Below are 14611 nucleotides of genomic sequence, written 5' to 3'. Positions count from 1 at the left end.
CAAAACCCTATTTTAGCTGTGCCACGACACTACGTTTTTTGGTAAAAAGGAGACCTATCGGGAGCAGTAGCAGATAATGGTGAGCGCAATTGAACGCATTGAGCAGGACTTAGGTAAGATGGAGGGAGCGATCGCACATCTGGCTTCCCAACTTCACGACAGTTACGCCACCTATTTGACCGTGTTGGGGCAAACTGTGCAAAAACAGTTAATGCTGGCAGGTTATCAGGTGTGTACTCAAGGCTATCCCGACGCCTTTTTAAGTTTGTCCTTCAATCAGCGCCAAAATTTACAGCAAGCCTTGCGTCAGATTGGCAAGGAAGGAAAAGACGAGTTACTTTTACACCTACAGCTTCCTCAAGACCTATCCTTAAGCCTGGACGATGAACTAGAAGACGAGGATGAGGAGTTAGAACCGCTGATGGAGTCAACGGAATCCTCGGCGGAAACGACGACGAATCCATCTCCCGATTCAGCCCTCACCCCCCAAAAACCGATTCTGCCGGATCAACTGCTACAGTGGCAAGAGATGCTCGAAGACCAAATTGCTCTCACCTTGCAAACGGTTTCCGTGGAGACGAATCATCTTTTACAACAAGAGGGTATTATTCCTGATAAACTACCCCCAACAGTCCTGGAAGCGGCAACCAAAGCGGATGCGGCGGGTGAAAGCAGTCCGGGTTCAAATCTACTCAACCTTTTAGTCGAAACCCAAACGCCGGAGGATGACGATGATTCAACCCTAACCCGAATTATTGCGGTTAACCTGCGCCTATCCGAAATTGAGTTTACAGAACCGCAATTGGTCAAAGTGCGGAATCAAATCCGTAACCTGCTTGCCCATACCACTAAATTTCAGCGACAATATCGTAAAAAACAACGGGAGTGGGCAGTAGTTCAAGCCGAAGCCGCATGGCGGGCGAGTTGGTTTGAGGATTAGTTATAGCGCTACGCGCTAGGCAATAGGCAATAGGCAATAGGCAATAGGCAATAGGCAATAGGCAATAGTGAAGAAAAAAGCTTATTAATCATCAGAGATTGTGAGTACAGAATTTCCAGATTGGACACGATTGCAAAAAGCGCTAGCGGTGGAAGCCGAAAATGGCTTTACTGATTTACAGGGAAATCAGTATCGTTTTAGTGAGTTTCTTTGCCTCAGTTTGGGCAAGACACCCAACGGACTTCTCCCGGTGGAACGGCGCAAATGGCAGTCAATTGCGGCTGAGTTTGAACGTTATCATCATCAGACGGTAGAAGCGCGTCAACATCTGGTGGTAGATACGCGACAGTTTCTCTACAAGCTGCAACAGGAACTTCAACGCCGGGAACGGGAAAAGACTCATCCGCCTCAAACATCGATGGTTAAATCTCCCCAGACTACGCCTCTGGTGGCGGAAACATCTAAGGTAAACGTCAATTTTACCCTGGACTCACCGTTGTCCGAGTTACCCGATATTGGTCGTCGCCGCAGTGATTATTTAGGGCGTTTGGGAGTATATACGGTGCGAGATATGCTCTACTATTATCCGAGGGATCATATTGATTATGCCCGTCAGGTGAATGTTAAGGATTTAGTCGCCGGGGAGACGGTAACGGTAGTGGGTACGGTGAAGCGTTGTAACTGTTTTACCAGTCCTCGGAATAAGAAGTTATCGATTTTTGAGTTATTAATTAAAGATAGTACGGGTCAACTAAAACTGAATCGCTTTTTTGCCGGGAATCGTTTCAGTCATCGGGGGTGGCAAGAACAACAAAAACGTCGCTATCCAGCGGGGGCGATTGTGGCGGCGTCGGGGTTGGTGAAAAAGAATAAGTATGGGATTACTCTGGATACCCCAGAAATTGAGGTTTTAGACCATTTGGGGGGGAGTATTGATTCTTTAAAAATTGGTCGGGTGATGCCCGTTTATCCGTTGACCGAAGGGGTTCCCGCCGATTGGGTGAGACAGGCGGTGATGGCGGCGTTACCAGCAGTGAATCAACTGCAAGAGCCATTGCCGAAGGGGATGCGCCAGCAGTATGATTTGATGGGAGTTAGTGACGCGATCGCGAATCTCCATTTTCCTACTGATACAGATACCCTCAGCCGTGCCAGACGCCGCTTGGTGTTTGATGAGTTTTTCTATTTACAGTTAGGATTTCTCCAGCGGCGGAAAATGCAGCAGCAAGTTCAATCCAGTGCTATTCTCGCGCCCACGGGGAAACTGATTGATCGATTTTATCAGCTATTACCCTTTGAACTTACCTCTGCCCAAAAACGGGTGGTGAATGATATTCTCAATGATTTACAACAACCCACCCCAATGAATCGCTTAGTCCAAGGGGATGTGGGTTCCGGGAAAACGGTGGTGGCGGTAATTGCGATTTTGGCGGCGATTCAATCTGGGTATCAAGCTGCATTAATGGCACCAACGGAAGTGTTAGCAGAACAGCATTATCGTAAATTAGTCAGTTGGTTTAATTTACTCCATCTGCCCGTGGAATTACTAACGGGTTCTGTGAAGGTAAAGAAGCGCCGGGAAATCCATTCTCAGTTGGAAACTGGGGAATTACCGCTATTAGTGGGAACCCATGCGTTAATTCAGGACCCGGTAAATTTTCAACGCTTAGGATTGGTAGTAATAGATGAACAACATCGATTTGGGGTAGAACAACGGGCGCAGTTGCAACAAAAGGGACAATCGCCCCATGTGTTAACCCTGACAGCGACACCAATTCCGCGAACCTTGGCGTTAACTTTGCATGGGGATTTGGATGTGAGTCAAATTGATGAGTTACCACCAGGGCGCCAAAATATTCACACATCGGTATTAACGGGGAAGGAACGCCAAAACGCTTATGACTTGATGCGGCGAGAAATTGCCCAAGGGCGTCAGGTGTATATAGTCCTACCGTTAATTGAAGAATCAGAGAAATTAGATGTGCGATCGGCAGTAGAGGAACATCAGCGACTCTCTGAAAGTATTTTCCCACAATTTCAGGTGGGATTGTTGCATGGGCGGATGAGTTCAGCAGAAAAAGATGAAGCGCTGAATGCGTTTCGGGATAATCAGACGCAAATTATTGTCTCCACAACAGTAATTGAGGTAGGAGTAGATGTCCCCAATGCGACGGTGATGATGATTGAAAATGCGGAACGGTTTGGTTTGTCGCAGTTACACCAATTACGAGGGCGGGTAGGGCGCGGTTCTCATCAATCCTATTGTTTATTAATGAGTGGGTCAAAAACGGATACCGCGCGTCAGCGTTTGGGGGTGTTGGAACAGTCGCAAGATGGCTTTTTTATCTCGGAAATGGATATGCGGTTTCGGGGTCCAGGGGAAGTTTTGGGGCGGCGTCAGTCGGGGTTAGCGGATTTTGCTTTAGCCAGTTTGGTGGAGGATCAAGAGGTGTTGAATTTGGCAAGAGATGCGGCGGAGAAGATTGTGCTGGAGGATAAGGCGTTGGAGAATTTGCCGTTAGTTAAGGCGGAGTTGGACTATCGGTATTCTAAGTTAATGGGTGGGGCGATTTTAACCTAATGTAGAGACGCGCCATGGCGCGTCTCTACTAACCGCTATGGCGATTACTACAATTCTCTTATGGTATTGGATTTCACTATCGTTCAACCCAACCTACTGGCGCGACACCGCTAAACAAGATTTTACCCATCCCACTAACGTTAAAGTACCATGCCCTCTATCTCCTTTGAGTCTTATCTGAAATCCATTCAAAAAAACCGACAAAAAGGAAGTGAACGCAGCCATTACCCCGCCTTAAAAACCTTACTGGATGATCCGGCTAATGGAATTGATGCCGTAATTGAAGAAAAAGGCAACAAAGCCGGGATTCCCGATTTTACGGTAAAGCGGCGAGACTTGCTGGTGGGTTATGTGGAAGCTAAAGATGTGGGGTCAGATCTCAATTCGATTGAAAAAACAGAGCAATTGCAGCGTTATCTAGAATCGTTCCCAAATCTGGTGTTAACTAATTATCTAGAGTTTCGCTGGTATGTCAATGGAAAGCGGCGACTGAAGCAGGTATTAGCAGATATTAACGACAGTAGAGACGCGCCATGGCGCGTCTCTACGGAAAAGATTGCCGCCCTGTTGGATCAGTTTCTCAACTATACTGGGGAGATTATCAGCAATCCTGAAGACTTAGCTCAACAGATGGCAAGGTTAACCAAGGCAATTCGCTTAGCAACTTTAACCGCTTTGAGCCAGGAGGGAAATAAGGGAGAATTACATCAATTAAAGCAGGGATTTAGCGAAGTATTACTCCCCCAATTAACCGATCCTGACTTTGCTGATATGTATGCTCAGACCATATCTTATGGGTTATTTGCGGCACGAGTGGGTCATGCCCAAAATCCAGGGAGTGAGGGGTTTACCCGTCGCACGGCTGGCACCTATATTCCGGCAACGAATCCATTTTTAAAGCGGTTATTTAATACGATTGTGGAAACGGATGCTGTGAGTCAGATTGATTGGGCAATTGATGATTTAGTTCAATTGCTGGCTCAGGTGGATATGAGTAGTATTCTCGAAAACTTTGGGCAACGCACTCGCCAAGATGATCCAGTTGTACATTTTTATGAGACATTTCTGGCGGCGTATAATAAAGCCTTGCGAAAGAGTCGGGGGGTTTATTATACACCGGAACCTGTGGTGTCGTTTATTGTGCGTTCCGTTGATGCGATTCTCAAAGAACGGTTTAATTTGCCGTTAGGTTTAGCGGATAATACCAAAGATCCGAAAACCCAGAAGCCGAGAGTGCAAATTCTTGATCCAGCAACGGGTACGGGGACGTTTTTGTATGAGGTAATTAAACAGATTTATCGCAATCTGGAAGACATTGGCATGGCGAACCAGTGGGATAGCTATGTGGAAGAAAATTTGCTGAATCGCTTGTTTGGCTTTGAGTTATTGATGGCACCTTATGCGATTGCTCACCTTAAGCTAGGGCTAGCACTGCAAGAATTGGGGTATCAATTTAAGGGGAAACAGCGATTAGGGATTTATTTGACAAATACACTGGATGAGGCACTGAAAAAATCAGAGATTTTGTTTGGTCAGTTTGTGGCACAGGAAGCCAATGAAGCCTCGACAGTGAAGCAAGATACACCTGTAATGGTGGTGTTAGGTAATCCTCCTTACTCTTATGAATCATTAAACACAGGAAAATGGATAAGTGGTCTAGTGCGAGACTACTATAAGGTTGACAACAAAGATTTAAGAGAAAAAAATCCAAAAGGTTTACAAGATGATTATGTAAAATTTATACGCTTTGCTCAATGGCGAATTGAAACAACAGGTTACGGTATATTAGCCTTCATCACTAATCATGGATACTTAAAGAATTCTACTTTTCGGGGAATGCGTCAAAATTTAATGCAGACCTTTGACGAAATTTATATTCTTGATTTACACGGAAGCTCTAAACCTCCTGAGATTAATCCTGACGGTTCAAAAGATGAAAACGTTTTTGATATTCAACCAGGCGTGGCAATTGGATTTTTTGTAAAAAAAATAAATCTTAATAACGCTAAAATAGCAGATGTATATCATGCAGATTTATGGGGTGTTTGTGAAGTTATTGCAAAAGATAATGACAAACAAAAAATATCTGGCGGCAAATACTATTGGCTGTCAATTAATAGTATAGAAACTGTGAACTGGGAAGCGATTAACCCACGTTCACCAGAATACCGCTTTGTACCCATGAAGGTTGATTCAGAGGCAGAGTATGAAAGCGAGTGGAAAATCAATGAAGTAATGCCTGTAAACTCTGTAGGTTTGTACTCGGCAAGAGATGATTTCGCAATACATTGGGAAAAAAACAACGTCGAAAAAACATTAAAAGATTTTATTAATTTAGAAGAAGAATCAGCAAGAAAAAAATATAGCTTGGGAAATGACTCTCGTGATTGGAAAATAAGTCTAGCCCAAAAAGATGTGTGGTCATCTAAACTAGATGTATCAAGAATACATCAAATCTCCTATCGTCCCTTCGATACTCGATTCACATACTATACTGGTACTTCTCGTGGCTTAATCTGTATGCCTCGCCCAGAGGTTATGAGCCACTTACTGGCTGGTGATAATGTTGCTATGTGTTTCATACGTAATAGTCGTGAGCAAGTAGTTTCTAATTTTTTAGTAGCTCAGGGATTAGTAGACAAAACAATTTTATCCTCTGCAGATAATGCTTATGTTGCTCCTTTATATATTTATCCTGATACTCAAAACAATCAAGGTAATTTATTTGTTGAAAAATCTCCTAATCTCTCTTCAGATTTCATTACCGAAATTCGAGAGAAACTTGGTTACATCCCCACCCCAGAAGCCATCTTTTACTATATCTACGCCATCTTCCACAGCCCCACCTATCGCCAACGCTACGCCGAATTCCTCAAAATTGACTTTCCCCGTGTCCCCTTAACCAGCAACGATAAACTCTTCAAAGACTTAGGGACAAAAGGTCAAGAATTAGTCGATCTGCACCTAATGAAATCTAAGAAACTCAACAACCTAATTACCAAAATAGGCGGCGATGGTGACAATGCTGTTACCGAAGTCACCTACAAACCCAAAGAACAACGTGTTTACATCAACAAAACCCGCTATTTTGAAGGTATTGCTCCCGATGTGTGGGAGTTTAAGATTGGGGGTTATCAAGTCTTAAGCAAATGGCTGAAAGACCGCAAAAAAGCCAAACGTACCTTGTCCTTTGATGAACTGTTGCACTATCAAAAAGTCGTGGTTGCTCTCAAAGAAACCATGCAACTCATGGAAGAGATTGATAAATTAATTCCCAGTTTTCCACTTGAGTAGAATTGGATCAACTAAGTAATGATCAAGTAGCATCATTACCTCAATCTTGCCAATTATAGGCATCCCGAAAAACAGCTTGTTTTGCCGCTTCTATATCCTTATCTGTGATCTCAACATCTTTCCATAATCCTTTTAAATGGGTTTGACGCTTGGTATTCTGAACTTGATGAGCCACGAGTTGTCTTAAAGCTTCTAATTCTTGTTGGATGGCTTCAATGCGTGCTAAAACATACTCACTCATTAATTAACATCTCCTTTTGTTCAAAAGTAAACGGATGCCGTTTCACCAAAAAGCAATAGCGCTTTTTACTCCATCTTTGCTAACTGTTACTAACCTCTAGATTTATCTATCTGTTCCGAGCATCCAACTACGTCTATCCTACTGCCCCAATCAGACTTGAGTCAATTGAAAGATTTGGGTTAATTATGATATACCTAAAAGGTTATTGAGTAGATGCGCGATCGCCAGCAAAATATCGCTGACATCCACATCTGCCATTTCCAGGTTTTGATCGGACTCAAAGTAAACAACGTGAAATCCTTGTTGCTCCAATTCGGCTTTGAGTTGCCGTAATTCCGTAGACTTGCCACAACCAAGATGTCCAGTAAATAGCTGGCAAGTGGGTTTCTCCGGCGATAAAATAGCGATCAGATTCTTCAACTCTTCGATAATCTGTCCGCCACGTACTGACGAGAAATCGATATAATAGTTTTGGTCTTCTTGAGACTTGTCTACGAATAAGGGTTTGTCGGGGTTTGTAGCTTGAAAAATTTTCTGTAAATCCAACATCATGATAAAATCAATTCATCTTATTCGGGCATGTCTGTGTGCTGGGAATACACTGACATACTAACTGAAATAGTTGTGTTCCGGATTCTCTTTCATTTTTTTTATAAAAATATATCTCAACTGAGCATTTACAATCATGATGTCTATATACTCCCGTTGGGCAAATCTACATCAATCTTATGAGCCAATTAGAATCCCCTCTCTTGTAAGGAGGGGAGAAGTCAACTGGAGTACAGAGAGAACAAAAATTGTAGGAATTACCGCGATCAGTCAAGCAACAGTCATGGCTTTGTGCTTAAATCGATTCATTATTCCTTGCCCGCCAGCGCTGGGTTCAAGTTGGCTGGCATCCCTCCATAGATTAAGTAAAATGTTATGTCTAGTCTCAAAGATGCCCTGTTTGCCTTTATCCTGGTTGTACTCCTGATTCTGGTGGGGCGGTTCATTCACCAAAAAATCCGTTGGATACAGAAACTCTACATTCCCGAATCCATTGTCGCGGGTGTGGTGGCGCTGGTGTTGGGACCCCAAGTTTTGGGTGCGATCGCAAATCCAAATTCACCCCTGGCGAATGGCGTCTTCCCTGAATCCATTCGGGATGTGTGGTCACAGTCTCCTGGGGTGTTTATCAATATCGTCTTCGCCGCTTTGTTTCTGGGTGAATCGATTCCCCATCCCAGGGACATCTGGAATAAGGCTGCACCTCAAGTTGTATTTGGTCAAAGTTTGGCGTGGGGACAATATGTAGTCGGGATTTTACTCACCTTGCTAATCCTGATCCCTGTCTTTGGAATCGATCCCACAGCAGCCGCTTTAATTGAAATTGCCTTTGAAGGGGGACATGGTACAGCCGCAGGGATGGCGGGAACATTTCAAGAGTTGGGGTTTCCCGATGGTGCTGACTTGGCGGTAGGATTAGCCACGGTGGGGATTGTGTCGGGGATTGTCACGGGAACGGTACTGGCGAATTGGGGGAGACGCCAAGGCTATGTGCAAGGCGTTCAGCAAAATGTAGCTGAACCGGAATGGTTTGAGGATTACACCCACAGTGAAACCCCGCAAATCCGCAGGGCGCGATCGCGCTTGATGCGAAATATGTTAATTGATCCGCTGTCGCTAAACTTTGGCTTTGTCGGATTAGCGATCGCGATCGGTTGGTTACTTCTGCAAGGATTAATCTGGATCGAGTCAGTGACATGGGGTGTCGGCGGATTTGAAATGATGAGTTATGTTCCCCTATTTCCTATGGCGCTAGTAGGTGGAATTATAGTCCAGTTGCTGATGGAACGATTAGGACTCCATCCGCTAATTATTCGCCCTTTAATGAATAATATTGCTGGAGTCGCCTTAGATATTGTCGTCGTTACCGCCTTAGCCACCATTTCGCTAACCGTACTCGGAGAAAACTTTGGTTCCTTTCTGCTGCTGAGTGTCGCTGGGATAACTTGGAATATTTTTGCCTTTCTTTATCTCGCCCCGCGTGTAATTCCTTCTTACTGGTTTGAACGGGGGCTAGGTGATTTGGGACAATCGATGGGAGTCACTGCAACGGGTATTTTATTATTGCGAATGGTTGACCCAGACAATCGCTCCGGTGCCTTTGAAAGTTTTGCCTACAAACAGTTATTTTTTGAACCCATTGTTGGCGGTGGATTATTCACCGCAGCTGCACCGAGTCTGATTGCTAGATTCGGTCTGGTTTCCATCTTGTTTCTCACTAGCGGGATTCTCGTCGCTTGGCTGATTTTTGGATTTCTCGCATTTGGTAAACAAGCCAGACGAGCCAGAAAAGCGGAAAAAGGAATTGAGTAAGGATAGGCGTTAATACGTAAGGAATAGGGAAGCAGGGGAAGCTTGTAGCGACTCCTCCGGTGGAACGTCTGAAGATGTTAGCTGTTTAGTTATTTCTGCCTTGTTGCACTAATGTCCCCGTCCTGGACTTTGTACTCTAAAATGAGCATATCCACTGATCAGGTCGATTTACCCTTTCAGTCCCGGATTGCGGTCACGGGGTTTGTAGGAAAGTATGCTATCCGTCTGCTTTTACATTTGTAAGATCCATGCTCACACATCACCGCTTACCTGTTTGTCTTTCAGTTGTATCGACTGATCTGCCGATTTGGTTCACCATCGAAACAGCAGCGACACTGTATCAAAAAGAACGCGATCGCTTTCACTTACTCTTGAGAGAACCCCCACTCCCGGAATGGGAATCCCGACATCCCCCCCAAACTAGCCCCACGGATGTCGTAAAGCGCACTCCCCAGCGACTTTTGTGGCTAGAAATTTCCCCCTATCGGATGATTATGACGATGCAGGCAAATGGTAATTTGAGTTATCGTCATCGTTGGGAGCGAGGGGTTTATGGTATCAGTCGCTATTGGCTTCATGAAAAGGCGACGAAGAAGCATCAGTCGTTGCAACTGCGAAACTATACGCGGATGCTGAAACTAGAGGGATACCCCTTACCCCAAAGCTTGGAACTTGACTATGAACTCTGGTCTGGCAAGGTGCGCCTGGGTCACTACCTTCTCCGGCTACAAATGTACCATTGATGGGATGGGAATTAGGACAAAAGAATTTTGATTACCAATCCAGTTTTTGCTGGATTTATTAATTATTCGTTATAAATAGAAAAATATATTGTTATGCAACCAGATAATAGAATTCCGCTGGGTTGATGAGACCAGTGCGGCTAGATCAGGAGCATCATGGCAACATTTCGAGATATTCTCACCTATTATCGACCGTACTGGGGCATCTCGATTTTTAGCATAACGGCTGCCAGTCTATTGGAAATAATTGATTTAGTGGTGCCTTATGCGATCGGGCAGATTCTCAATGTCCTATCCGATCAACCGTTGGATAGGCTGATGCAAACGGTAATTACCCCAGTCGCTACCCTAACCCAAAATCCCGTCAATCAGTCCTTCTCTCTGACTGTGTTAGTGGGTATCATTTTTATCGTCACTGTTGTCAGGGCACTGATTCAACCCTGGCTAGGTAGCTGGTTTCACTGGGCAATCCCCCTACGCGCCCGTCGCGATCAATCAGAAAATGCCATCCGCAAAATTCTCACGCTTCCTCTAGAATTTTATGATGAAAATAATCCCGGACGAATTGCCGGACGACTCGCGAAAGGTCTAGCCAATCATACCTGGACGTATCCGGAAATTGCCGGACAACTGATTCCCAAACTGGCACGGGTATGCGGCATTTTTGTAGTGATCTGGTTCATTGAGTGGCGTATTGCCCTATTATTTTTGATTTCTTTTGTGTTTATCTTGGGATTATAGACCAGCTAATCGAGGCAGGGGCTAGACTTGAGGGTTTTAGTCATCATCAATATAAGAGTTTACTGGTTGTTGCGGAAGTCTACCGTCAGCAAAACTGGACGTATGAGAAGAAAGCCCAGAAAATTTAAGAAAATCTTAAAAATACAGGGGTACGAATGAGGAAGCTAAATTTCTAAAACGCTTGCGGAGTAGGGGGTTTAGCTCCCTGTAGTACATCTGGACAGCGGGAACTTCAGTCTAAAGATCGTGTATCATGGTTTGTGCCAGTTTAGTTAATCAGTTTAATTGCTATATTTACGCTTGCTAACGCTAGAGTGGAGTGAATTAGCTGAAGCTGACTAGACCTAGGCGGCTGTTACTTTAGGCTAAAAAGCATTAGCGATTAAAATCCTTCTAGGAGTTTCACAGGGATGAAAGTGACAGTAGTAATTCCTGTTTATAACGGGAGTAAATTTCTACAAAATGCTATAGATAGTGTAGTCAAGCAAAGTTATTCTGATGATATTTATATCATTGTTGTCAACGATGGGAGTACAGATAACACTGCCGATATTCTTCGTAGCTATGAAAATCAGATTACAGTATTCACGAAAGAAAACGGAGGTACTTCAGATGCCTGGAACTATGTACTGCCACTTATTGAGACGGAATATGTCTTTGGTCTCGATGCTGACGATGAATTTATACCTGAGACAGTTTCGCGAGTTATGCAGTGCTTATCAGAAAACCCTGAGTCTGATCTGATCTATTCAGATTTTGTTTTCATTGATGCCCAAGGACAAGAACAGAAAATAGTTCAAAATCCTGACTGTACTAGCCCTCAAGATGCTATACAGCGATTAATCAAATTACATGACAGACTTGGGCAAGCAAACAACTTCTTACCATTTGGTCATGTCCGATTATATAAAATAGCCTCTTTGCTTAAAATTAATGGCTACGATACAAGGTATAAATATGCAGAAGATTTTGATCTTGTACTGCGACTTGCAGAAGCCGGATTTATTTTTCAGAGAGTAAATGGGGTGCTTTATCGATATCGATGGCATACCACAAACAAAGGGATCACTAACCGCCTCCAACAAAAAGAGGAAGTACGATTCAGTGTAAAACTGTTCAGTCAAAGAAATAGAGAATCAATTCGTTATGATAGATACTGATTCTTGTGTGTGTTTTATTGTTCCACCAGTATGTGATAAGTATATCATTAGAGAATATGCTAGTGGACTTGGGTTTGAATCTACACGAAACAAAGACTGTTCGTACATACTTCCACCCCTCGATTTGTTGCAACTCGCTGCTTGTATTAAAAAACAATTCAAAGTTTTCCTATTGGATGCTCAAGCAGAAGATATTTCTGACAATGAAGTTTTAAGAAGAGTGCAACATTGCAATATTGACCTTGCAATTGTTGAGATATCGCTTCCCACTTTATCTACTGACATTGAATTTGGGAGAAAATTAACTAGTCTTGGCATCTCAGTTGTCGCCAAAATATATACGCATGATGTCTCCGTTCTGAAAAAGATATTTTCAACAGCAAATTTTAGCTTGTGTCTGATCTCAGAAGTTTATGATAACCTGGCAGATATTTTGCTGGGGCAAGATATTCGGGGTACAGCATCTTATGTAGATGGCGCTATTTTAATCAACCAGAAAGCAGGTATAGAGAATTTAGAAGCTCTGCCTTTTCCCGAAAGACAGCTTGTAAAGGATCAAAAATATTATTATCCAAAGCTAGGAGAATGCACTACCATACTTTCTAGTAAAGGGTGTCCGTATGCCTGCTCATATTACTGTCCCTACCCTCTTGTGCAAGGAAAACAATGGAGAGCAAAATCAGTAGATTATGTAATAGCAGAAATCAAAGATGCTATTTCTTTAGGATATACACGTTTTTTATTTCGTGATCCAGTATTTTCTTTAGATAAAAATAGGGCATTAGAAATTGCTTATGCCATATCAAAACTTGCCGTAAAAATTGAATGGTGGTGTGAAACTAGGGCTGATCGATTAAGTCGTGATTTACTGCAAATAATGGCATTGTCTGGATGTAAAGGAGTAAATATTGGTGTTGAATCTGGAGACCCAGAATTACGCTTTACAAAATTAAAGCGCGGTGTTACCGATGCTGTACTCCTTAATATTAGTCAGTGGAGCAAAGAGTTTACAATCGCCATTGCTTTTCTATTAATGGTTGGTTTTCCTGGAGAAACACGCATGAGTATTGTTGCTACTGCCAATTTGATTTCTTTATGTCGTCCTCAAAGTATTGGTATTAACTTCCCAGTCCACTACTGGGGAACTCAGATGTACAAGGATGCCGTAGAACATAATTGGATTGTCTCTTCGGATTATGATCAGTTTGATGGGAGTAAGCCAGTACTTCAGACAAAAGGTCTAGATCAATTTGAAATGCAAGCGGCAAAAGAATATCTGCTGAGACTATTTGATGCGATTGCAACGGAGAATTTGTCTTTAGAAAAACACATTTTAAATGAAATTAAGATCTGGTCTATTCAATGAGAATATTGTCTTTTTTAAATGTTAGCAATATATCTAATCTGGAAGCAGATAGTGGATATGTGTTCCAGAGATCACTACTTCATGATCTTGCACAAAAAGGTTATGAAGTAAGCTTGATTGGACCTCCTAAAATGCCTTGTTTGCCTGAGGTTATTCAGCCTATTTTTCTGCCTTTCTCAGATAGCAAATTTGGAGTTAGGATGAGCATAGAGTGGGAAAAACTCAAACTACTCCTGACTCATACTAAACCTTTTGACATTGCTTTAATAAACCAAAGTGAATTAACACTTGCTTTGAAGCTTTTATTCTATGAAGTTTGGAATAAAAGCATTCCTTGCATCACTTATTATCATTACTTAGCTATTCAAGGCATTTCAGAAGAAGGAAATATAAAATTCGATCCCAGTCAAAACTTATTTGGTGCAGGGCAAGCTATATGGAAGAGGCAACTAGAGTCAGCACTTGTCTCTGATGCCAATATTATTGGTAGTCAATTTGGTAAACGTCTTTTCCTTACTGCTGCAGGTTCTCAAACCAAAGATATTTTTATGGAAGTTATTCCTCCTCCAGTACAAGACTATAAGCAATCTTGTATATTGTCTATTAGTAATTCTACCAAAAATATTAGAAAGCCGACTCTCATTTACAATCATAGATTGTATACCCATTATGGTGGTTGTGAGATATTCGATTATCTTAAAGAACTAAACGATAAAATTCCGTTTATTCTTGTTGTCACTGATCCTACTGATAAGCGTTCTACCTTCAGAAATCAACTTGACCCAAGCCCAACCGATATACGCAAATATCTAGCAACTTTGCCCTTTGTTAAGATTCGGCATTTCTCAACACAAGAAACCTATTACCAAGCTCTTACTCAAGTAGATATTGGAATTAGCCACTTGAGAAGTGGAGCGTTATGGTCGATGGCTATAGTTGACTTGATGTCGAGAGGAAAACCTGTAGTATGTTTCAACAGCGGTGCAATGCCTGAAATCGTTGAAGATAATGACTTACTTTTTTCCAATAAAGAAGATTTTCAACATATTATCATAAAGCTACTAATGGATAGCTCTTTTTATCGGGAGAAGTCCAAATCTGTAGCTAAAAGAGCTAATAATTTTTTGCCAAAGAGTATCTCAGATAAATTTCACAACATATTTTTAGATGTTATGAATTAGCAT

At 42.6% G+C, this 14611-nt stretch carries 9 protein-coding genes and 2 pseudogenes; 9 read left to right on the top strand and 2 right to left on the bottom strand.

All coding sequences use genetic code 11. From position 1 onward, the window contains the following. Positions 1 to 76 precede the first annotated feature (76 nt). The 3 genes from MC7420_RS21855 (at position 77) to MC7420_RS21845 (ending at position 6815) form a co-directional block, all read left to right on the top strand. The gene (locus tag MC7420_RS21855; RefSeq protein ID WP_044208824.1) at positions 77 to 940 is read left to right on the top strand and encodes a hypothetical protein; all 864 of its coding nucleotides are present in this window, start codon (positions 77 to 79) and stop codon (positions 938 to 940) included. A 100-nt stretch (positions 941 to 1040) separates the two neighbouring features. Further along, positions 1041 to 3521, top strand: coding sequence for an ATP-dependent DNA helicase RecG (gene recG / locus MC7420_RS21850; RefSeq protein ID WP_006102883.1), 2481 nt, complete (start codon positions 1041 to 1043; stop codon positions 3519 to 3521). Positions 3522 to 3671: 150 nt separating this feature from the next. Further along, positions 3672 to 6815, top strand: a complete 3144-nt coding sequence (locus MC7420_RS21845; RefSeq protein WP_006103060.1) for a type ISP restriction/modification enzyme — start codon at positions 3672 to 3674, stop codon at positions 6813 to 6815. A 40-nt stretch (positions 6816 to 6855) separates the two neighbouring features. On the opposite strand, the gene MC7420_RS21840 is transcribed toward MC7420_RS21845, so the two are convergent. Together MC7420_RS21840 and MC7420_RS21835 are read right to left on the bottom strand one after the other, a co-directional pair. After that, on the bottom strand, positions 6856 to 7056 hold the full coding sequence (locus tag MC7420_RS21840; RefSeq protein ID WP_006103023.1) for a hypothetical protein: 201 nt from the start codon (positions 7054 to 7056) through the stop codon (positions 6856 to 6858). A 195-nt stretch (positions 7057 to 7251) separates the two neighbouring features. Beyond that, positions 7252 to 7608 (bottom strand): annotated as a pseudogene (locus tag MC7420_RS21835) (ATP-binding protein); the annotation flags it as partial. Positions 7609 to 7980: 372 nt separating this feature from the next. Here MC7420_RS21835 and MC7420_RS21830 point away from each other — a divergent pair. The 6 genes and pseudogenes from MC7420_RS21830 to MC7420_RS21805 all read left to right on the top strand — a co-directional run bounded on the left by MC7420_RS21830 (position 7981) and on the right by MC7420_RS21805 (position 14608). Continuing rightward, complete coding sequence (locus MC7420_RS21830) at positions 7981 to 9417, top strand: sodium/glutamate symporter (protein WP_006102993.1); 1437 nt, start codon at positions 7981 to 7983, stop codon at positions 9415 to 9417. 248 nt (positions 9418 to 9665) lie between these two features. Further along, the gene (locus MC7420_RS21825) at positions 9666 to 10160 is read left to right on the top strand and encodes a hypothetical protein (protein WP_006102841.1); all 495 of its coding nucleotides are present in this window, start codon (positions 9666 to 9668) and stop codon (positions 10158 to 10160) included. A gap of 156 nt (positions 10161 to 10316) precedes the next feature. Further along, positions 10317 to 10895: pseudogene (locus MC7420_RS21820) on the top strand (ABC transporter transmembrane domain-containing protein); the annotation flags it as partial. A 416-nt stretch (positions 10896 to 11311) separates the two neighbouring features. Next, entirely contained in the window at positions 11312 to 12061 is a 750-nt protein-coding gene (locus MC7420_RS35550; protein ID WP_006102856.1) for a glycosyltransferase, read from the top strand. Further along, entirely contained in the window at positions 12048 to 13427 is a 1380-nt protein-coding gene (locus MC7420_RS21810) for a radical SAM protein (protein WP_006102865.1), read from the top strand. The genes MC7420_RS35550 and MC7420_RS21810 overlap by 14 nt, the downstream gene beginning before the upstream one ends. Continuing rightward, positions 13424 to 14608 carry a glycosyltransferase gene (locus MC7420_RS21805; RefSeq protein WP_006102945.1) on the top strand — a complete coding sequence of 395 codons (1185 nt, stop codon included), beginning with the start codon at positions 13424 to 13426 and terminating at the stop codon, positions 14606 to 14608. Before MC7420_RS21810 ends, MC7420_RS21805 begins: the two co-directional genes overlap by 4 nt. Positions 14609 to 14611: the final 3 nt, after the last annotated feature.

The organism is Coleofasciculus chthonoplastes PCC 7420, from assembly GCF_000155555.1.
Lineage (GTDB): Bacteria > Cyanobacteriota > Cyanobacteriia > Cyanobacteriales > Coleofasciculaceae > Coleofasciculus > Coleofasciculus chthonoplastes_A.
Note: the sequence above shows the minus strand (reverse complement) of the source record. Positions and strands in the feature narration are given on the sequence as shown.